Annotated in this window: 23 protein-coding genes and 1 tRNA gene; 14 read left to right on the top strand and 10 right to left on the bottom strand. The window is 44.7% G+C overall.

Annotated elements, in window-relative coordinates; translation table 11 throughout:
* Positions 1-3: 3 nt before the first annotated feature.
* From VLA77_04265 to VLA77_04245, 5 genes are all read right to left on the bottom strand, one after another.
* Entirely contained in the window at positions 4-723 is a 720-nt protein-coding gene (locus VLA77_04265) for a cytochrome c biogenesis protein CcdA (protein HSE29770.1), read from the bottom strand.
* Complete coding sequence (locus VLA77_04260) at positions 720-1,217, bottom strand: thioredoxin domain-containing protein (protein ID HSE29769.1); 498 nt, start codon at positions 1,215-1,217, stop codon at positions 720-722. Before VLA77_04260 ends, VLA77_04265 begins: the two co-directional genes overlap by 4 nt.
* Positions 1,217-1,489 (bottom strand): glutaredoxin family protein, encoded by a 273-nt coding sequence (locus VLA77_04255; GenBank protein HSE29768.1) that lies wholly within the window; start codon positions 1,487-1,489, stop codon positions 1,217-1,219. Before VLA77_04255 ends, VLA77_04260 begins: the two co-directional genes overlap by 1 nt.
* Positions 1,490-1,589: 100 nt before the next feature.
* Complete coding sequence (locus tag VLA77_04250; protein ID HSE29767.1) at positions 1,590-2,090, bottom strand: hypothetical protein; 501 nt, start codon at positions 2,088-2,090, stop codon at positions 1,590-1,592.
* A 13-nt stretch (positions 2,091-2,103) separates the two neighbouring features.
* Complete coding sequence (locus VLA77_04245; protein HSE29766.1) at positions 2,104-2,520, bottom strand: hypothetical protein; 417 nt, start codon at positions 2,518-2,520, stop codon at positions 2,104-2,106.
* 182 nt (positions 2,521-2,702) lie between these two features.
* Between VLA77_04245 and atpB the strand changes: the two genes are divergently transcribed.
* The 10 genes from atpB (at position 2,703) to VLA77_04195 (ending at position 10,660) form a co-directional block, all read left to right on the top strand.
* Complete coding sequence (gene atpB, locus VLA77_04240; GenBank protein ID HSE29765.1) at positions 2,703-3,548, top strand: F0F1 ATP synthase subunit A; 846 nt, start codon at positions 2,703-2,705, stop codon at positions 3,546-3,548.
* A gap of 18 nt (positions 3,549-3,566) precedes the next feature.
* Positions 3,567-3,782, top strand: a complete 216-nt coding sequence (locus tag VLA77_04235; GenBank protein ID HSE29764.1) for an ATP synthase F0 subunit C — start codon at positions 3,567-3,569, stop codon at positions 3,780-3,782.
* An 11-nt stretch (positions 3,783-3,793) separates the two neighbouring features.
* Positions 3,794-4,423: a F0F1 ATP synthase subunit B gene (gene atpF, locus VLA77_04230; protein ID HSE29763.1), complete on the top strand. Its 630-nt coding sequence runs from the start codon at positions 3,794-3,796 to the stop codon at positions 4,421-4,423.
* Entirely contained in the window at positions 4,423-4,821 is a 399-nt protein-coding gene (locus VLA77_04225; GenBank protein ID HSE29762.1) for a F0F1 ATP synthase subunit delta, read from the top strand. Before atpF ends, VLA77_04225 begins: the two co-directional genes overlap by 1 nt.
* Positions 4,821-6,356, top strand: coding sequence for a F0F1 ATP synthase subunit alpha (atpA, locus tag VLA77_04220; GenBank protein HSE29761.1), 1,536 nt, complete (start codon positions 4,821-4,823; stop codon positions 6,354-6,356). The genes VLA77_04225 and atpA overlap by 1 nt, the downstream gene beginning before the upstream one ends.
* A 3-nt stretch (positions 6,357-6,359) precedes the next feature.
* Positions 6,360-7,220, top strand: coding sequence for an ATP synthase F1 subunit gamma (gene atpG, locus VLA77_04215; protein HSE29760.1), 861 nt, complete (start codon positions 6,360-6,362; stop codon positions 7,218-7,220).
* Entirely contained in the window at positions 7,220-7,393 is a 174-nt protein-coding gene (locus tag VLA77_04210; GenBank protein HSE29759.1) for a hypothetical protein, read from the top strand. The genes atpG and VLA77_04210 overlap by 1 nt, the downstream gene beginning before the upstream one ends.
* Positions 7,386-8,756, top strand: a complete 1,371-nt coding sequence (atpD, locus tag VLA77_04205; GenBank protein HSE29758.1) for a F0F1 ATP synthase subunit beta — start codon at positions 7,386-7,388, stop codon at positions 8,754-8,756. Before VLA77_04210 ends, atpD begins: the two co-directional genes overlap by 8 nt.
* The gene (atpC, locus tag VLA77_04200; protein HSE29757.1) at positions 8,756-9,181 is read left to right on the top strand and encodes an ATP synthase F1 subunit epsilon; all 426 of its coding nucleotides are present in this window, start codon (positions 8,756-8,758) and stop codon (positions 9,179-9,181) included. Before atpD ends, atpC begins: the two co-directional genes overlap by 1 nt.
* A 141-nt stretch (positions 9,182-9,322) precedes the next feature.
* Positions 9,323-10,660 carry a SulP family inorganic anion transporter gene (locus VLA77_04195; protein HSE29756.1) on the top strand — a complete coding sequence of 446 codons (1,338 nt, stop codon included), beginning with the start codon at positions 9,323-9,325 and terminating at the stop codon, positions 10,658-10,660.
* Here the strand turns inward: VLA77_04195 and VLA77_04190 are convergent.
* The 4 genes from VLA77_04190 to VLA77_04175 form a co-directional block, all read right to left on the bottom strand.
* Positions 10,657-11,898 (bottom strand): hypothetical protein, encoded by a 1,242-nt coding sequence (locus VLA77_04190; protein HSE29755.1) that lies wholly within the window; start codon positions 11,896-11,898, stop codon positions 10,657-10,659. The genes VLA77_04195 and VLA77_04190 overlap by 4 nt on opposite strands.
* Positions 11,899-11,945: 47 nt before the next feature.
* Positions 11,946-12,887 (bottom strand): tRNA-dihydrouridine synthase, encoded by a 942-nt coding sequence (locus VLA77_04185; GenBank protein HSE29754.1) that lies wholly within the window; start codon positions 12,885-12,887, stop codon positions 11,946-11,948.
* Between the two features lie 409 nt (positions 12,888-13,296).
* On the bottom strand, positions 13,297-16,617 hold the full coding sequence (locus VLA77_04180) for an ATP-dependent DNA helicase (GenBank protein ID HSE29753.1): 3,321 nt from the start codon (positions 16,615-16,617) through the stop codon (positions 13,297-13,299).
* Between the two features lie 41 nt (positions 16,618-16,658).
* Positions 16,659-17,591, bottom strand: coding sequence for a hypothetical protein (locus tag VLA77_04175; GenBank protein HSE29752.1), 933 nt, complete (start codon positions 17,589-17,591; stop codon positions 16,659-16,661).
* A 155-nt stretch (positions 17,592-17,746) separates the two neighbouring features.
* Between VLA77_04175 and VLA77_04170 the strand changes: the two genes are divergently transcribed.
* Entirely contained in the window at positions 17,747-18,268 is a 522-nt protein-coding gene (locus tag VLA77_04170; GenBank protein ID HSE29751.1) for a hypothetical protein, read from the top strand.
* A gap of 98 nt (positions 18,269-18,366) precedes the next feature.
* Positions 18,367-18,852: a hypothetical protein gene (locus tag VLA77_04165; GenBank protein HSE29750.1), complete on the top strand. Its 486-nt coding sequence runs from the start codon at positions 18,367-18,369 to the stop codon at positions 18,850-18,852.
* A gap of 48 nt (positions 18,853-18,900) precedes the next feature.
* Here VLA77_04165 and VLA77_04160 read toward each other — a convergent pair whose 3' ends face one another.
* Entirely contained in the window at positions 18,901-19,344 is a 444-nt protein-coding gene (locus tag VLA77_04160) for a peptidoglycan-binding domain-containing protein (protein ID HSE29749.1), read from the bottom strand.
* Positions 19,345-19,478: 134 nt separating this feature from the next.
* Here VLA77_04160 and VLA77_04155 point away from each other — a divergent pair.
* Both VLA77_04155 and VLA77_04150 read left to right on the top strand, forming a co-directional pair.
* Positions 19,479-19,553 (top strand) — tRNA-Gln (locus tag VLA77_04155).
* A 189-nt stretch (positions 19,554-19,742) separates the two neighbouring features.
* A complete protein-coding gene (locus tag VLA77_04150) occupies positions 19,743-20,054 on the top strand; it encodes a hypothetical protein (protein ID HSE29748.1) in 312 nt (103 codons plus the stop codon).
* The last annotated feature ends 3 nt before the right edge of the window (positions 20,055-20,057 follow it).

The following is a 20,057-nucleotide window of genomic DNA, read 5'->3' as shown; positions in this document are numbered from 1 at the left end:
GTATTATAAAAGACTTTGTTCAAATGCCGAAAAGGGATCGTACCAGCCTTGACTCACCAAAAACGCTTGTAGTTTATGATCTAGTCCTGTTGCAATAAAAATTCCGACAAGAATAAAAATTATACCAATCGCCTTTTTAAACCACCCGTTGGGGTTGCTTGCCCAGTTTAGTTTTGTAACTAATTTTTGTCCCAGCAAAGAAATCAATAGCAAGACAGCGCTCAAACCGGCTGCATAAGCTACTAAATAAGTAAGTCCAACTGCGAACGTCGACGGCAAAACTGCCGCCACAATAAAAGCGTAGGTTGGGCTGCAACTTGCGAAAACCGGTCCAAGCGCCACACCTGTTAGGATGTCGCCTAAAAGACCACGTTTCTTACCTGCCTTGCCTAGTAATTTATTGCCGGTAAGGTTTAATTTTGCGCCTAAAGTCTCCCATAATTTTGGCCACAGCATGATCAATCCCAGAGAAATAATAATAACTCCAGATGCAACTTGCCAGACTTGGGTTGGAACGCTAAGTAGACTGGTGCTGAATTTCAATAATAAAGTAAAAATCACGATCGAAGCGCCCAGGCTGAGAGTGATTATGAATGGCTTTACGATTTTGCGCTCGCTCTGAACTAAGGAACCACCTACGATTACTGGTAAAAAAGACAAAATACAGGGTGCTAAAACAGTCATTACCCCGGCTACAAATGACAAAATTATCAACTGAATCATTCGATTCCCAGAGCATTTAGCACTGATGTTAACGCCGGATTATCGTACGCAACATGTTTTTTAATCAGACTGCCATCTGGATTAACTTGAACAATTGTGGTTTGAATTGTAACGCCGTATTTTTTCTTTAATTCGGTGGCAGTGTCGTAGTCTACTTTAAAAATTGCTATGTTTTCTGGGACGCCACTTTGTTCAATTGATTTTTCAAGAGCGCGACACTGTGGGCACCACGGTGCGTAAAAGAAGATTAAGTTTGTCTTAGCCTTGGATGTGGCCAATGTCTCGGCGCTGTAGTTTTGATACGTGCCGGCTTGCACTGGTGTAATGGCTTGATCTGGCTGAGTCGTAGGCTGGGCTGTTTGGATTGTGCTGTTAGTGGTGTCTTGTTGATTTGCGGACGGTTGATCTTGGGTCATGAAAAGTAAAACCCAAAGACTTATTAGAATAATTGCTCCAACAATTCCGACCACCCACCAGATCTTGCTTTTGTCCATTATTTTTCTTCTTTTGTGCTGTGTTTCGCTTTTTTAGCTTCTTCTAGAGCTTCGTCGATTTTTGGCTTATCGAAACCTATAATGATTGTATCGTTAATAGTAATGACTGGAGTAACGGCTTGACCGACTTTTTCCATAATAAACTCTAAGGCTTCTCTATCTTGGCTTATGTCTTTATCGGTGAATTTTAAGCCAAGTTTTTCAAAATATTCAGCGGCCAAATGACAATATGCGCAAGTTGGACTACTGTACATAACAATTGTTGGGGTCATAGTTAAACTCCTTAATATTTAAAGTATACATTATAATTTCGGAATACGGTAAGTACCCGCGGGTGCCGCTCCAATCATGCTGGAACGGCACCCAATTGTGCTAGGAGCGCGGCATGCGCTGTGCTCCTAGTGAGAACGCCCGCATTGCAGACGAGAAACCCTCACTACGGTACTCGAGCTCGATCGGCCGCATCGCCCTATGTTCGTCGCGAACCACCCCGACAAACGTGTCGTTCGTGATCATCGCGATCACTTTGTCGAGGCGCCAGTTCTCGTAGGCTCGCTTGAGGCCACGCGGCTGCTCGTTGTCGGCGAAACGCAGTGATCTCAGGAGCATGAATCCTCTGATGTTCGCCGGTCGGATCTCGTTCGACAGGTATAGAGTCGCTCTGAGGCCGGCTCCTTTGATCTCACGTCGAAGACCGGGAGTCGTGGTCGTGCTGATCTTGGCTTGTCCCAGGCGGACCTGGTCAGCTTGCCACTCGGCTACCTCGTTCGACCAGAGGTTCAGCTCCAGAGAGATCTCCACGCAGAATCGCCCGAGACCCTCCCATGTCTTAGCCGTAGCAAACCGGTCTAAAAGCCAGTTAACGATTTTCATTTCTCTCCCGCCTTTAGCGTCGGTTGGCGGCGTTCAAAGCTTTAGTGACCGCTTCGGCGTGATCGGTTGTCTCGATCTTGTAACCGAAGGTAACGGTACTCCCGCTTATGCTGAAAACCCCGTAGGTTTCCAGCGCCGACAGGATGGCGGTGACCTGGGCTCGCAATGTTGGATCCTGAACGCCATTGATGGTCAGGGTTGCCCACTTGCGTGTCACAGGATTGCTGCCACCCTCCTGCGGCTCGTTGGTCTGCATACCGATGATGATCGTCAGCCCGAACGGATTAGTTACGGCTACGTTCGCGGTTTTAAACGCTGCCGCCGACTTCCGACCGAGTTGGGCTGTCCACAAGTAGTGGGCTCGCACCTGACTGGCCAGCGCGTTCGCGTGCTCGTCGATCAAACCAGCAAGCGTGGTCGGATTGACCATTTAAGCCTCCTGCCCTCGAGTACTTACCTCTGCATACTGCAGTTTGTATATTATAAAATAAAAAACGGTAAAACTAAAACGTACCGAGGGGTTTACAGTAAATCATTCCTTGGTATACTGGGGGTAACTGATGAAAATGCCATTTGACACTATTGCTGAATATGCTTCCAAGGGATTTGCCCGTGTTTAATGCATTAACTTTTTTTGGAGCAGAGGGTGGTGTTCCGCTCGCTGCGCAGACAATTTTTAGTATCGGTAGCTTTAATGTTACTAATTCGATGTTATTCGGCGTAATTACGGGTGCGGCCGTTGTGTTGATTTTACTTGCAGCTGTTAAAAAAAGCCACCTAAAACCAACCAGTATGTTTAGTTTTACATTAGAAACTATTGCTGAATTTATCTTAAATACAGCTGAAGAGGGCTTTAATAGTCGTAAAAAGGCTTTAAAACATTTGCCGTTTCTGTTAAGCCTATTTTGTTTTATCTTACTGGCGAACCTTTCTGGACTAATCCCGGGAGTCGGTACGATTGTTGTGAACACCGAACATGGCGAAGTTTCGCTACTTCGCGCATTCACTACTGACCTTAATGGCACCATTGCTTTAGCGGTACTCTCGATTGGCTTAGTTCAGTTTTACGCGCTAAAAGAGCTCGGGATTTTAGGTCATTTAAAAAATTACTTTACAAACAAACCGTACAACCCGATCAACCTTTTTATGGGGTTGATCGAAGTTATGGGAGAATTTATTCGAATTATTACATTAAGCATGCGTTTATTTGGTGTTATTTATGCCGGCGAAGTTCTGCTTCATGTAATTGGGCAATTGGCTGGAGCCTTTGGATGGGCTGCTACAGTTCCTGTTTACTTCTTGGAGCTTTTCTTTAGTGCTATTCAGGCTTATATTTTTGTTATGCTCACGACTGCTTATCTAAACATGGCTACAAGTAGTCATGGCGAGCACTCTGAGCATGAGTCAGATCATTCCAAACCTGCTAAGTTAAAAACTGCGGCAGCGAATGAAAGTTAAGTAAAAACAAGGAGTAATATGGAAGTTGATCCACAATTAATTAAAGGTTTAACAATTGCACTAGGTGCGGCAGGTCCGGCTATCGGCGTTGCTTTAATCGGTATGACTGCAGTTAAGGCTGTTGGTCGCAACCCAGAAGTTCAAGGTAAGATACTTTCAACTGCCTTTATTATGGCCGGTTTGGTTGACGCCGTGCTTGCGTTCGTATTGTTAGTCGTATTTACCACAAGCTAAGGAGTTAAGCGGTGAATATTATCACCTTTTTTGCACATAACGGCGAAGTTCATGAGGCTTTAGCGGAAGCTACTGCCCCAGTTGTTTCTAATCCAGAAGTTCAACATACAGTAGCTGAAGCAACTCACGCTACTCAAGAAGCGGCTGGCGGCTTGTCGGCTTTGGGCTTGGACCTTCAGGCTTTTTTGTTTCAGCTAATATCTTTTACAATTGTATTTTTGCTTTTGCGGCAATTTGTATTCAAAAAAGTTATCACAGTTCTCGAAGATCGTCGAAAAACGGTCGAAGATAGCATTAAGCATGCTGCCGAGACCGAGGAAAAGCTTAAGACCGCCGAAGATAAAATCGCTAAGATGCTTAAAGAGGCTCGCGTACAAGCTGACGAAGTTGTTGCAAACGGACAAAAAGAGTCCGCGCAACTTTTAGAAGCTGCTGAAAGTAAGGCTGCAAAACGTGCCGAGACGATCGTGGCTCAGGCTAAAACTCAAATGGATAACGAAATTGCTAAGGCTCGCCAAGAACTCAAAAGCGAAACCGCTAAGTTAGTGGCAGTGGCTTCAGCAAAAGTTATCGGTGAAAAACTGGATGACAAAAAAGACGCCGGTATTATTGAGCGCGCCCTTGCCGAGGAGCGTGGCTAATGAAAATATCTCGTCGACGTTTAGCTAAAGAGGTTGTGAGAGCTTTACAAAGCACCCCTGAACACAAAGGAGAGCTGATCCAACAACTAGCTGCTCACCTTTTGGTTAACAAAAAAGCCAACCAGGCGGATCTGTTAATGCTTGACATAGCAAATGAACTCGAAGAGTCCCAAGGTCAGCTTGTGGCGACAGTGAGTTCGGCTCGTCCGCTCTCGGACGCTAGCAAAGTTGCAGTAGTCGCCAAGCTTAAAAAACAGACTGGCGCCAAAAATGTTGAGCTAAACGAAGAGCTAAAACCGGAGCTAATTGGCGGGATTGTCGTTCGCACCCCAAAATACGAACTTGATTCAAGTGTAAAAAGGCAGCTTAATCAAATTGCCGCTAAAGGAGTTAATTAATGATTAATGTAAAAGAATTGTCGGCTGAGCTGCAGGCTTCGATCGAAGGCTTAAAGCAGCAAAAAGGCCTAGAAGAGGTTGGAATTATCACTCGCATCGGTGACGGTGTGGCCTGGGTTTATGGCTTAACTGCTTGTGGCTTTAACGAAGTGCTCGAGATTGAAGGTTCTGACGGTTCAACTGTTAGTGCTTTTGCCCTAAACTTAATGGAGGACGAGATCGGAGCTGTAATTTTAGGCAACGATGCGCTTGTGTCGGCTGGTGCAAAAGTAAAACTCAGCGGCTCGGTACTTAAAGTCCCTGTTGGGCCAGAGCTTTTGGGTCGTGTTGTAGACCCGCTTGGTCGTCCGCTTGACGGAGCTGGCCCTGTTAAGGCTAAGGAACAAGGCCTTGTCGAACGTTCTGCTCCAGGAGTGATTGCACGCAAAAGCGTACATGAACCTTTGATGACTGGAATTTTGTCGATCGATGCCACCACCCCTATTGGCCGCGGGCAACGCGAGCTTATTATTGGCGACCGCCAAACCGGAAAGACTGCGATTGCAATTGACACGATGATCAATCAGGCTAAACAAAAAACTGGCGTTATAAACGTTTACGTTGCAATTGGTCAAAAAATGAGTAAGGTTAGCCGCCTTGTAGAACGCTTGAAGGCTGAAGGCGTTATGGATCAAACCATCGTGGTCGCCACTAGCCCGTCTGATCCGGCTTCGCTTTTATATTTGGCGCCCTATGCCGGAACCGCTATGGCAGAATATTTCCGCGACAACAAACAGCACGCGTTAATAATTTACGATGATTTAAGTAAGCATGCGGCAGCTTACCGCCAAATGTCACTGCTTCTTCGCCGCCCGCCAGGACGCGAAGCCTACCCCGGTGACGTTTTTTACTTGCACTCTCGCCTACTTGAGCGATCAGCAAAACTTAGCGATAAACTTGGTGCGGGCTCGCTTACTGCTTTGCCGATTATCGAAACTCAAGCTGGCGACATTAGCGCCTACATCCCGACTAACGTAATCTCGATTACCGACGGTCAGATCTTTTTGGAAGGCTCGCTATTCTACCAAGGTATTCGCCCAGCCATCTCGGTTGGTTTGTCGGTTTCGCGTGTGGGTGGCGCTGCACAAACTAAGGCTGTTAAATCTGTCTCGGGTGGCCTTAAGTTGTCGCTTGCGCAGTTCCGTGAGCTAGCCGCCTTTGCGCAGTTCAGTACTGATCTTGATGCTGAAACTAAGCAACGTATCGAGCGCGGGCAACGCTTGACCGAATTATTAAAGCAAAAACAGTACCAACCTTTGAGTGTCGCTGAACAAACTGCAAGCCTAATTGCAGCTGATGGCGGCGCGTTTGACGCATGTCCTACTGATCGTATTAAAGACGCTCAGGCTTCCCTACTTTCTAAATTACACGCAGATCATAAAAAAATGATGGACGAGCTCGATAAGGGCGATAAGCCATCTGATGATGTAAAAGAAAAGATCATGAAGCTTGGGCGTCAAATCGCCGAGAGCTTTGCTGAAGGGGCAACAAAATAAACCATGGCTTCGGTCCAGCAAATTAAACGTCGAATTACTTCGGTAAAAAGTACTCGCCAAATTACCAAGGCGATGCAACTTGTTGCTGCAAGTAAGCTGCGACGTGCGCAAACTGCTGCAGAACAGCCTCGCGTTTATAGTGAAACCGCGCGCCACCTGCTAGCTCAGTTAAAACAGCAGACTGATCAAAACGCCCACGCTTTTTTTAAGGAGCGTCCAATCAAAAACCGCACTTTGATAGTTATAACAAGTGATCGCGGTTTAGCCGGAGCATATAATTCGAATGTACTTAAGAAACTGGTAGAACAGCTTAAAAAAGACAGTGCCTCGGGTGTTAAGACTAAGTTGTTTTTGGTAGGTCGTCAGGCTGCTAAGTTTGTTGCGCGCCTAAAAGACATAGAAGTTTCTGGCGTTTTTCAGGATGTAACCGAGGCTGCGCATCGCAATGAACTTCGTGCTTTAATTTCGGGTGCTTTCGACGCTTTTAACGCTGATCAAACGGATTCAGTCGAGATTGTATATACTCATTTTATAAGCACCGTCACTCAACAAGTTCGCATTAAGCAGTTGTTGCCTATCACAAAACCCGAAACCGAAGAAAAATTTACGCCTATTGAATTTGAGCCGTCGGTTGGTTTTGTGCTCGATCAAACCGTTCTGCGACTTATCGAGGTTCAAGTTTTTCAAGCTATGCTAGACGGTTTTGCTTCGGAGCATTCAATGCGAATGCTGGCTATGAAAAATGCCACCGACAATGCCGGAGAACTTGCAGACGATCTGACCTTGGTATACAACAACGCCCGCCAAGCTGGAATTACCCAAGAACTTGCCGAAATCACCGGTGGTGCCGAGGCTATGAAATAATGGAACGAAAACATAGAGCATCGTCCGAGGGTTTTGGATTTGTTCAGCTCGAACCATTACCAGAAGATGAAAAGCCAAAGATTAGCGAAGCTAGACCGAAAGATGAGTCACCAAGAAGGCCCTTAGGTAAAGAAGCAATTGACCAAACGAACAAGGAGAAAAATAATGAATAAATCAGCAGACGGAAGAGTTGCGCAGATTGTGGGAGTGGTTGTTGACGTAGAATTTAAAAAAGGCGAACTTCCGGCAATTAATGACGCTCTAAAAACTAGTGTAGCCGACAGAGAACTAATTTTAGAAGTTGCCCAGCACTTAAGCGAGTCAACCGTTCGCACGATCGCTTTAGGTGGAACAGATGGTTTAAAACGCGGCGATAAAGTTGAACAAACTGGCGCTCCGATTAGCGTTCCGGTTGGCGCGCAAACTTTGGGTCGCATGTTTGATGTAACTGGCAATCCGATCGACGGTAAAGACGGTAAATTCAGCACTGTGGCACCAATACACAAACAGCCACCCGCCTTTGTTGATCAATCTGGTAAAACCGAGATTCTTGAGACCGGTATTAAAGTTATCGATCTAATCTGCCCAATTACTAAAGGTGGTAAGGTCGGGCTTTTTGGTGGTGCTGGTGTTGGTAAAACTGTTATCGTAAAAGAACTAATTAACAACATTGCTAAATTCCACAGTGGTCAATCAGTTTTTGCTGGTGTTGGTGAGCGAACCCGCGAGGGCAACGACCTTTACTACGAGATGGAAGAAGCTAATGTGCTCGATAAAACCGCGATGGTATTTGGCCAGATGAACGAGCCGCCAGGTGCGCGTTTGCGCGTTGCTTTGAGCGGTTTAACAATGGCCGAGGAATTCCGCGATCAAGGTAAAGATGTGCTTTTGTTTATCGACAACATCTTCCGCTTTACCCAGGCCGGATCAGAGGTTTCTGCCCTGCTTGGTCGTTTGCCGAGCGCTGTGGGTTATCAGCCGAACTTACAGCAAGAAATGGGTGCTTTGCAAGAGCGAATTACCTCTACTAAAAAAGGTTCAATTACCTCGATCCAGGCTGTTTACGTACCAGCCGACGACTTAACTGACCCAGCGCCAGCTACTACATTCTCTCACCTTGATTCGACTATTGTTTTGAATCGCGCCTTGACCGAAATTGGTATTTATCCTGCGGTTGACCCACTCGATAGCAACTCGACAATCCTTGACCCAGAAGTCGTTGGTGAAGAGCACTACACAATCGCACGCGAAGTTCAGGCAACTTTACAGCGCTACAAAGATTTGCAAGATATTATTGCAATCTTGGGCATGGAAGAATTAAGCGAAGAAGACAAAAAAACTGTAGCCCGTGCCCGCCGTTTGCAACGGTTCTTGAGTCAGCCAATGCACGTTGCCGAAATTTTTACCGGCGACCCAGGCGTTTACGTTAAGCTAAAAGACACCTTGCGATCTTTCCGCGAAATTTTAGATGGTAAGCACGACGACAAACCAGAAAGCGCCTTTTACATGAAGGGCAGCATCGACGAGGTTAAATAATGCGTTTGCAGCTTGTAACGCTCGACGGTGTTAAGTTTGATAAAGATGTTTATCAAGTGATTTTGCCGACAGCAACGGGGGCGATTGCCGTTTTTGATAACCACGAGCCGCTAGTAACTGTGGCTGTGCCGGGTGTAATCACGATTGTAGATAAAGCGGGAGACTCCGCTCAGGTTTACGAGCATTTTGCGTCCGAAGGCGGGATCGTCGAAATTAAGTCGCACGAGCTTAGAATTTTGGTTGACGAAGCCCTCCACAGCAGCGAAATAATCGAAGAAGAATCACGCAAGGCTCTAGAGCTAGCTCAAAAATTAAAAGATGAGGCTAAAGATCGGATTTCGCTAGCTCACGCTCAGACTTTAGTTGATCGCGAAACACTACGCCTTAAAGTGGCCGAGCTTCGCAGACATCGTCGGATAAAATAAACCTTTACGACACGGGCAGCTAGTGATATAATTCATTCGATAAAATCGTACGGCAAACGTACGCTTCTTGACTCACTACGCCCTTTTGGTCGCAAAGCCAACCAGCTGATGCTTGCTTTGCGGCTAAAATAGGAATTAACGATGTTCGAAAAAGTTAAAAAAAGTCTTGCGTCACGTTTTCATGATGTTGTTAAATATAAAAAACAATGGCTCTGGCCCGATCTTGGTGCAGGGTTAACAGTTGGGATAGTGGCTTTGCCATTGTCGTTGGCTTTAGCGATTGCGGTTGGCGTACCTCCGATATTGGGTCTTTATACAGCTGCAGTTGCGGGCTTAAGCTCGGCTTTTTTTGCGGGTTCGCCGTATAGTGTATCGGGTCCGGCAGCTGCAATGGTACCAATTTTAGCAGTTGCGATCCAAGAGCATGGCCTAAACAACCTACCTTTTATTACGATTTTGGCAGGTATATTTTTGGGCATTTTTGCAGTCTTAGGGATCGGCAAACTTATTCGTAAAATTCCCGAGCCTATCGTGCTTGGTTTTACAATCGGTGTGGCGGTTGTGATTTTTATGGGCCAACTAAACAGCTTTTTAGGGTTAACGGGCCTAGCTGGTCACGACGAATTTGTTGGTAAGGTTTATGAAACACTTAGTCACATTGGCGCTACTAACCTGGCCTCCCTTGCCATTGGCGCACTAACTCTTTTAGCAATTGTGTTTTTGCCGAAGGTTCCAGTTATTGGTAAAATCCCATCAACTCTTATAGCTGTAACAGGCGCAACCGTGGCAGTGGCTACACTACCGTTTCTTAATGGCGTTGCAACCTTGGGTAGCGTGTACGGTGCTTTACAGCTTGGTCTACCTCCGTTTATTGGTGGTGATTTGGACTTTTCAAAACTGTTAGATTTTAATTTATGGCCTGCCGCTCTCGAGATTGCCGCACTGATTGCCATAGAGAGCTTGCTCTGCGCTTTAGTTGCTGACCGCATCACTAAAAGTAGTCACCGCTCAGGACAAGAGCTTGCAGCGCAAGGGATAGCTAATATTAGCTCGGCCCTATTCGGCGGAATCCCAGCTACCGCCGTTATCGCCCGCACTGGCACTAACATTAAAAACGGTGCAAAAAGCCGCCTTGCATCTATAATCCACGCCTTGGTTGTGATTATATTCTTAGTGGCGCTCGCTCCTGTTGCGGCACTTATTCCCTTGACTGCTTTAAGTGCCGTACTGATTGTTACGGCCTACAAAATTGCCGAGATTAAAGAAGTTCGTCACTTCGTCTTAACAAAAGGCTGGCGCCTCGCTACTGTTCTACTTACCACAATGATCTTAACGATCTTTATTGATTTAGTAGTTGGTGTAGGTACCGGCTTGATTGCTTACTTTATTTTGATTGTCGCGCCTAATCTGCTTGATTCAGAGCTTGGTCACAGAATCAAAAGACAGTTTGCGTTCGCCAAGGTTAAAATCAAACGCTAGAGCTCGCTGCTGTTTAGCTGCTCGTTAAAGTATTGTTCGTAATTAAAATCCGAAGGCATATCAGTCTGTAAGTCGCCACTTTGATTTTGGTACTTGTCTATGTTGTTGTAGATATCTTGAAGCTCGGCGTCGAGATCGGCATTTGCAGGTGCACTTGTTGAGTCTGATGGACTAAAGTTTTCAAGGTTTGGAGCTGGGTTTACTAAAGAATCTAAGTAAGAAACTGCAATCGACACTGCGATCGCCAAGGCAATTGCCCCAATATTAGCGCCCCAATTTATATTATGGCCATGTAAGCCGGCTTTGTGCGCGTGGTCAATCTGCGCGTATCTTTTTGCGATTATAGATGAAACTCCTAGCGAGACGCCAACGCTCACAAAGAGCGAGACGATCATAGCTGCCATAGTAATTAAAGCGATATTAAGACCGATAAGTAATCCGTAGACTATACTAACAGTAAAAGATGCCACTGTGGCCACCGCCATCGCTACAGAAATTGCACCCCAAACTTCGCTGACTTTACCTTTACTAATTACCCAGCTGTGCTTTAATCCCGCGATTGGACCCATGTCAGAATTAACAACAGGAAAAGGTGACATTGTAAACCTACCAGTCAAATAAAAAACCCCTGGAATAAACGCAAGGACGAACAAAACTATAAGAACTGCGCCAACTCCGTCTGGCAGAAACGCAAAGATCATTAACGGTAAAAATACTCCTAAAAACACCGCTGCAAAGACCACTAACGACTGCACAAGCATTGGCCACATTCTTCTAATGGCTACGCCGAAAACCTGTTTAGCACCTGGCTTTTCGTTGTTGATAATGGTTTTACTAACATACGCAATTTGAAGGGCCTGCATAAACGCCACTAAAATGGTTAAGATTGCTAAGCACGTTAGCCCTAGCGTTATTGCGATTGGTTTGGCGTAAATCAGTGCGTTTGCGGCGTCTAAAGGAACTGGCGCCATGGTATAAAGCGCTTCCGCTGCTTTTTCTGCTCCGCCAACAAAGTCCGCAAAGATTCCAAAGGCCGAAACTAAAATTGCACCTATGGCTATTGCACCAACAGCAATTACTCCAACTATTACAAGAACTTGAATTCCAAGAATCTTCCAGATTGAGCTTTTACCATTTGACCAAAGAGTTTTTAAGGTCGGCAGTACAATTTTAAAAGGATTACTCTCGTAACCATTGCTAGCAGCGCCGGTAGACGCTGGTGTGTGTTGTGATTCCATATTTACCCCTTACTTGACACTAGCTTATCAAATAGAGATCGCTTATGCTAGATTTTTGCTAAAATCTGACGAACTTCATCTATATTTTTTGTTTCCATTAGCGAAACGCGCAAATCGACCGCGCCGTCAAAGTCACGAACGTAAATCTTAAAGAACCGTTTTAGTGGTGCAAAAGGCATCTTACGGCCCTGCCAAGTTTTTTCATATAAATCCAAGTGGAATTTCAGTAATTCTAAAAGTTCTTGTCTGCTATGCTCGGTGGGTAACTCCTCGAAGCAATATGGGTTTGTAAAAACGCCACGTCCGATCATTATTCCATCCACCCCAGTTTTTTTGGCGAGCTCAATACCGTGCTGCTTGCTTAAGACATCGCCATTACCAATTATTAAAGTTTGCGGAGCTATTTTGTCTCTCATTTTTACGGCTTTGGCAATTTCGTCCCAGTCTGCTGGTGGAATGCTCATATCTTTTTGGATACGCCCATGAACGGTTAGCGCCGCAAGATCTTGGTTTAATAAAAAGCTGATCCATTCTTCGGTTTTGCGAGTTTTAAAACCTATGCGAGTTTTTACGCTTACTGGCAAACCACCTTCCTTTGCTGCGGCGATGAGTTTAGCGGCCAGCTCAGGGTTCTCGATCAAGGCCGAGCACGCGCCGGTTTTTACAACATCCTTTGCTGGACACCCCATGTTAATATCAATCCCGGCAAATCCCATTTTGGCTAAATTTTTGGCCATAAATGCGTAGTGCTCTGGGTTTGTGCCCCAAATTTGCGCGACCATTGGCTGTTCGTCAGAAGTAAACAACAGTCTGGTTTCAGTGCTTTTGCGTCCAAACTCACTATAAAACGCCGCAGTGTTTGTGAACTCGGTAAAGTAAACATCTGGCGGAGCTGCTTTTGCTACAACATGTCTAAAAACCGTGTCTGTTACGGCGTCCATTGGTGCGAGCACAAAAAAAGGCTTCGGTAAATTTTGCCAGAAGTTCATGTTATGAATATTATAAAATAAATACAGCATAATTTCAATAAAAGATGGCCCGCGCTTGTGTCAAACAAAACGCGGGCCGGGAGTCACTTGGGGCAGTTCAGGGTCCTACATCTCATGGAGTGGTGGTGCATCGTGCTGCCGCACTTCAGTCTGTAGTCTTGGTTGTAGCAGGAATCGCTATGCTGGTGTTCCTGCATCCCACAATTCTGAACGTAGCAGCCGGCTCCGTGGACGTGGTTGTCCTGACCCTTACCCCAGCGTGGATCGCGGGGCATTTTTACCTCCATCCAGTTGACATCTAGCGCTAATAGCGGTGTTGGCAGCTGACATTGAGTGACTGTACTTATCCATCCACTCCCCTTTCGGTAAGCGAGGATGGTTTACATTATTATAACCTATAAATATTTACTTAAGGATCTATTAAACTCTTTTCAAATTCCAAAATGCCTTTGTAAGTTGGCTCAAACTTTGACGTATCTACAAAATCCAAATTTATAATTTTTTGCCAAATTGCAGTAATTAGCTTTTTAAAGTTTTCAAGTTCAAGCTCATCGAAGTTGAATTCAAGCTTGTATAGATCACCGCTTTCCGATGGTTCCACAAATTCCAACACACCTTGGTTAACTTTGTAACCTGCGAAGTCGCGGGATTCCTCGACCAAAATTTTATAGAACATGAGCTGCTGTTTGTATTTATGTAATTTTATTTTGTCGAAGTCAGTTTTGCCCTGCCAGCTAGTCATGCCTTTACCAGTCTTGTAATCCGTTACGACTACGGCTTTAGCTGTTTTGTCGATTTCCATTAAATCGATTGCGCCGGTTAGTTTAGCGCCATTAACCAGAATATTTTGGCTGTAAAAGTTGCGCTCCGCTTTTTGATTAACCTTAAAAGTATGGTAATTTTTTGCCAAATAAGCTTGTAGAACTGCACTACCCTTTTCAAGCTGCTGTTCAAACGTGGATTCCCCAAGACGTGACTGTTGAAGTTGAATTTCGAAATCGTGCAGAATGTCTTCGATCGGGCGTTGTTCTCCGGTCGCGGCTAAGTGAGTGTGCGCGCGTTGCAAAACCGCGTGAATAGCCTGTCCAAAGACCTGGCTTGGGGTCATCGCCTGCGGGAAGCGCAATAAATTTTGCAGCAAAAACGCTTGTGGTCCCCCACGAGTGACATCTATAAAATTATTTAAGTGAGTTGCACTAAGTTTGTACTTTTCCAGCACTGGTGCAAGTAAATCTTGTTGAGTTGCGTGATCGGCGCCAAGCCAGCGTTGTTCCCAGCCCGGGGTTAATAAGGAGAACTCAGCTTTCTCGTCGTCTGTGTGTTGGCAGCATTCTAAGGTATTCTGGTGCAAAAATTCCGCCAATGAACTCTGTTTACCGTTGCCATCGGCCGCGTACCAGCTAAGGTTTAAGTGGTGTTTAGCTCTAGTCATTGCCACAAAGAAAAGCCGAAGCGAATCATCGTAGCTGGTGCCTGCGGGTTTGATCGGCATATTATGCGGAAAGTTTACGCTACTGTTTCGGTGGCGTGTTTTTCGTCCCCAAATTTCATCTTGGCAGTTAATTACGTAAACCGTGTCAAACTCCAAGCCCTTTGATTTATGTGCGGTCATTAAAGTTACGTTGTTTTTAGTCTCTGAATGCTGCCCACTGCTTATAATCTGTGTGCCAGTTTTTTGATGTAAGCCCATTAGATCTACCAAGTTAGCTAGGTTGAGATCCGAAGTTGGGCGATAGTTCTTTGTTGCGCGGCGCAGGGTCCGTAGATCGGCTAGCAGTTTTAGATATTCCGCGGGGTGTTGGGTGAGTTGTTGCTCGTTAAAATAGTGCGCTCGGTAAGGTGAAATGTAGTCTTCGGTTAGAGTTTGGCGGTCTGGCTCTATATCATTGTCATCGGGGACCTGAATTTCCTGAGCTCCTATTAAAATGTCTAACATTTTATCAAGTGGCTCGTGAAGCGATTGGTGTGACGATACGATCAAAAATTCGGCAATTTCTTTCAATTTGCCATCAGACTCTAGCATTATCTCGAGCCAGAAACGTTTTTGTTTGTATGCGTCTATCGACAGCTTCCAGAGCTCGGTTGTTTTCAAGTTCCAAAAATCATAGCTTAAGAGCTCGGGCAAGTGTGACTCCACCAGGTCAAAACGCTGTTCTGCTAAATGTACAACGGTTTCAGCTAGGTTGAGTAGTTCGCGGATTTGAGGCTGGTCCAAAATGTTATCGCGACGCTCGTAGGTAATATTAATGTTTTGAGCGCGCAAAAATGGAACAAGCCTGACTAGCTGTTTGTGATTGCGAGCTAAAACGGCAATCTCGTTTGGCTCAGTGCCGCTTTTGATTCTTTGGGCAATACTTTCGGCGACCCATCTAAGTTCGGCGTCAGGGCTGGTAAAATCGTGAATTTGCGTAATCGTAGGGTTGGTGTTGTGTGCGTTAAGCTCTTTATTTATATTCTGCAAAGTGGTCTCAAGGCGATTATTGCCCTGTTTAATAACTGTTCGTGCATGACCTAAAATTTGCGTTGTCGATCGGTAGTTGTCGGTTAAAGTTATGATTTTTACGTTGCGCCAGCGATTAGTAAAGTCAATAATGTTACTGAGCTCTGCTCCCTGAAATGCGTAAATTGCTTGGTCATCATCGCCTACTGCCAAAATGTTTGGGCGACCTTCGTTAACTGGGCTATCGGCTAAGGTTTCTAGTAATCGGAGCTGGGCACCGTTTGTGTCCTGGAACTCGTCGACCATGATGTATAGATATTGCTCTTGTAAGGCGAATCTGAGCTCTGGGTTTTGCTCCAAGGTGTGGCCTACGTTGCTGACCATGTCATCAAAATCGAACAGTTGGTTTTCGACCATTTTTTTGCGATATTCGTCGTAAATTTTTGCCAGAGCATGTAGTTTTTTATTTTGTTTGCGATCTTTTAAAACCAACTTTCCCTGGCCGTTTTTTTCGCACCAAGAATTGCGCCAAGCAGTAATTGCTGTGGTCTTACCAGTAGCCAGAGCCTGATCATAGGCTGCAGCTAAGCTGTTGTAGCAAAGTGTGGCTAGATCGCCAAAACCATAAAGTTTTTCGGTACGTTCCGGGGTTAAATTCTGGAGCTCTTGCATGAGCTTTTCGATCAGTGGAAAATCTTTCTTGCTAAGACGTTTATCTTGAAATATTTGGGTGATTTTTGGTTCAGCTTTATCGCACCATGTGTCGTTGCTGTTTAAGATCGCCGCCAGCTCGTCGGGTAAAAGCCCTGCTTTTTTTAAGTGCGAGATTGCTTGCTGAACGTCTTTAATTGCCGCGAACTCGCCGTTAATGGTCTTGGATAACGGGTTACTGTGAGATAGTTGACTAAAGATTTCTTCGAGTAGCTCATAGCTTGTCATGTCATCGGCAGGCGTAAAGTTAGCCCCACCATAAAAATATTCAGGGTTTTGGTTAATAATTTCTGTTCCAAAGCTATGGAAGGTATGAATAGCTACACGATTACCCTCAGATCCCATAATTTTGACCAAGCGTTGTTGCATGGCCACCGCCGCAGATTCTGTAAAAGTTAAGCATAAAATGTTGCTAGGCAGTGCGTCGGTGTTCTTAACAATTGCTGCCGCTCGCATGCTTAAAAGCTGAGTTTTACCTGTGCCAGGGCCGGCAACTACTAAAACTGGTCCCTCAATGGTTTCAACAGCTTCGCGCTGAGCAGGATTTAACGCCTTTAACAATTGGTCGAATTGTGACATGGCATACATTGTAACCTTTATGGGTGTGTTTACAAAGCTTGTTAGTTTCTAAAAATCTGAGAAAGCTCAAGCTCTTGATCTTCTTTATTGTATTTAATGTTTAGCTTTGCAGCCTCCAAAACCTTTTGAATATTAGATTTCGTAGCTATGTTTCGCCATCCGATTCTGCCAATTAAGAGCTTTGAAGCGTCGTAAATTTCTAGCTCATCCGGTAAGTGTATATTTAAACTAGTTAGGTGCCTATGTGCCTTATTTGCAAAATCAATGCCGTTCAACCACTCTAAAGTTTCCTTGCAGTCTGATAGCTCTTCGGTCAATTTTAAGCGATGCTTTGAGGAAGCTCGAAACAAGCTACTTAAGCCCAAAGAAGTGCTATTTTTTCTACCACTTTCACCGAAAGCGTAGTATCCGTAGGTGTCCATCAATGTATTCTCAAGATTGGACAGAATTATTCGACCAACAACTATAAAAAGTGGCGTTAGTTTTTGTTCAAGTATCTCGGCACTCAAAGTCAACTTAAGAGTGCTTGTAATCAGCTCTTCTTTTGTTGGATTAAAATTAATATTCGGGTCATCGTGTATTTTTGCACTTAGATCAAGGGTATTCAACAAATCTAGATTTTGCCAAGGCTGTTCATCTACTTTGGCAAGTGCTTCGAAAATTTTCTTGTTACCGTGGAATAAAGTTTTGTTTTCTGACATCAGTTGTAGAAGTGCGACCGCAACGGAAGGATCGTCTGTGTTAATTCGCTGCTCGGTTAGATCATTCTTAATACTCTGGGCCTCTTCCGTATAAAGATCTATATCAAAGTGAATCAGGCCTGGAGCGAACGCACGACCATGTATAAAGTAATCCAGCCTACTTACTAACCCTCGGTCTGTCATAAACTGAACTAAGGCGTCGTAAAAAAGATGTTCATATAAATGAGCTAAATCAGTTGAGCCGCAGATTTTTACTAAAGTTGTTTTTAACATAGTCCCTGCCTTTACGTGGCTTAACAAGGTTAAAATAATACTAGATATTTTTGGGTATAGTGTCAATTGCGTAAGTCTAATTTACATAATTTATAAATACTATTGCATTAGCTGGGTTTGTGGCGTTATGCTATTAACAAGATATTGGAGGTTTTATGAATCAAATTGAGGAAAAACTCAATGACCTGTTTACTAAAACGGTAACTGCTAAATTGCCGGACTCTGGCAAGAGTATTTTAGTTAAGGCTATGCCTTGGCTTGCGTTGGTTGGTGGCGTGCTGTCGCTACTTGGCGCATGGGGTCTGTTCCAGCTTGCTACCTTTGCAAACCAGTGGACTAACGTTGCAAACGAACTTAGCACTTCTTATGGGTACGGGGTAACAACTCAAAACGTTAGTTGGCTAATTTGGGTTAGTCTGGTTGTGATTGTAGTTGAGGCAGTGATGCTGCTTGCTGCGTTTTCGCCCCTTAAAAATCACAAAAAGCTTGGTTGGGATTTAGTTTATTGGACTTCGCTGATTAACGTTGTTTATGCAGTGCTCTACATTTTTGTAGACTTTAACTTCTTTTCACTTCTATTCTCTTTGCTAGCATCGGCAATTGGTTTATACCTTTTGTTTCAGATACGAAGTTACTACTTGGGTGGTTCAGCCGCACCTAAGAAGTCTGGTAAGTAGTTTTACGGCAGCTTAACGCGTAAAACAAAAATTTTAAAGAACGCCCTAAAAATGGGGCGTTCTTTATATTTTGCCGCAGTATTATATAATAGTATTAAATGAACCAAGAATTGCTTGATGAAATCACTATCGAGCGGCAATGCCGTAAGTATTTTGACGTTGAACTGGAAGTCAAAGAGCTCATTGCCCGCGCGATCCCAACAAGCGCCACGTCTAAGGGCACTATCTTTAAGGCTGGTGGTCAAGTGTATTTATTTATGACTTCGCAAGGGATCCAACTTTTAGATGACGTGCGTAAAATTGTGCAACGTATGGGGTGCGAAGCTGCGGAATTTTTGCCCCTACATGGCGAAGCTGAGTATTTTGATCGCATTGCGCGCGAAAAGTTTAAGGCTATGTTCCCGGGTAAGCCAATTGTGAGCGATGACGATTTGCGCTATTACCGTAACCTGACTCCTTATAACCCAGCGTTAGTTAGGATCAGCAAGATCCGTGGCGAGCTTCGCGGTTTTGACGCGCGAAGCCATGTTTGGCGAAAAGTTAAGGATTACAGCTACAGTAAAATCTCGCCAAAACACTCCTGATAATTTTAGAGCTATAAGGCCCGCAAGCGCGAGCCCTATGCCACCACATTAGTACCTGTTTCCGGTTGAGTAGTAAGCGCAATCAGAGTTTACGGCTGCAACGTAACCGTCGCCACTCGATGCTATATCGGGTCGGTTAAGGTAAATCAACTTAATATCGCTACAGAGCTCATCGAAGGTGTTTTTACCGACAACACCATCGCGGGTTAAGAGTCCAAAAGCCTGGTATGCCACGACTTTGGCGTAAGTTTTGTCACCAAAAACCCCATCCACATCAAGACGTGGCTTAGATGAATACCTAAACGCGTCATTTGCCGTATTTAACATCCTTTGTAGATATTTTACGCAAATACCCCTACTACCTTTACGCAAAGTATATGGCTGTTCACAGCTAGCCGCCGAAGCCTGCGCAGGCATAGTGATTGCTCCCAGGCTAAGAACAGTAGCTAGAGCTGCCATCCCAAGAGTAATTTTTTTGAAAAAATCGTGCATAGATGCCCTTCCTTTTTATTTAACACACAAACATACATTATACATAAGCTTTATAATTTAATAATAAGTTACCTGCCCCACCCCTTGGCGAAAAGCCACAAATTTAGTATAATTACCCCGTTATCCCAATATATTGGGGAGTCGCCAAGTGGTAAGGCACCAGGTTTTGGTCCTGGCATTCGGGGGTTCGAATCCCTCCTCCCCAGCCATGAAATTATGAGAAAGACTACAGATTGAACTGTAGTCTTTTTTGCATCGAAAAAGTTCGAATCCCTTTTGCCCTAAAGGATAAGCAGTATCACAAATTGTGCTGGTTGTAAAATGCGAATAACAGGAGTAGATTAGATATAGTGTATTGTGCGGTGAGGCACTATGAAATAAAAACCGCGGAGGGCGTTATGCTAGAGACATTTTTGTCGGCCATTCATGCAAAGAAGCTTGTCGAAATTGTGTTCGGCTCCAAAGACGAGGGGGCAAAAAAACGAATTTGTGTTCCTTTTGATTTTGGTCCATCGAGAAGAAATTTAAGTCCAAATCCAGATCGGTACCATTTCTATGACCTCAACAGTCCGAACGGAAATCATACCCTTTCAATTACGCCCGATCAACTAGTAAGTATATCTGTTTTAGATGACACTTTTGAGCCAGGACAATATGTGACATGGCAACCCAATTGGTTTATTGGTCGAGATTGGGGCCAACACTCTTAGGCT

It is taken from the genome of Candidatus Saccharimonadales bacterium (assembly GCA_035457485.1).
Classification (GTDB): Bacteria; Patescibacteriota; Saccharimonadia; order Saccharimonadales; family EFPC-124; genus DATIBO01.
This window is presented reverse-complemented; position numbering and strand designations above follow the sequence as displayed.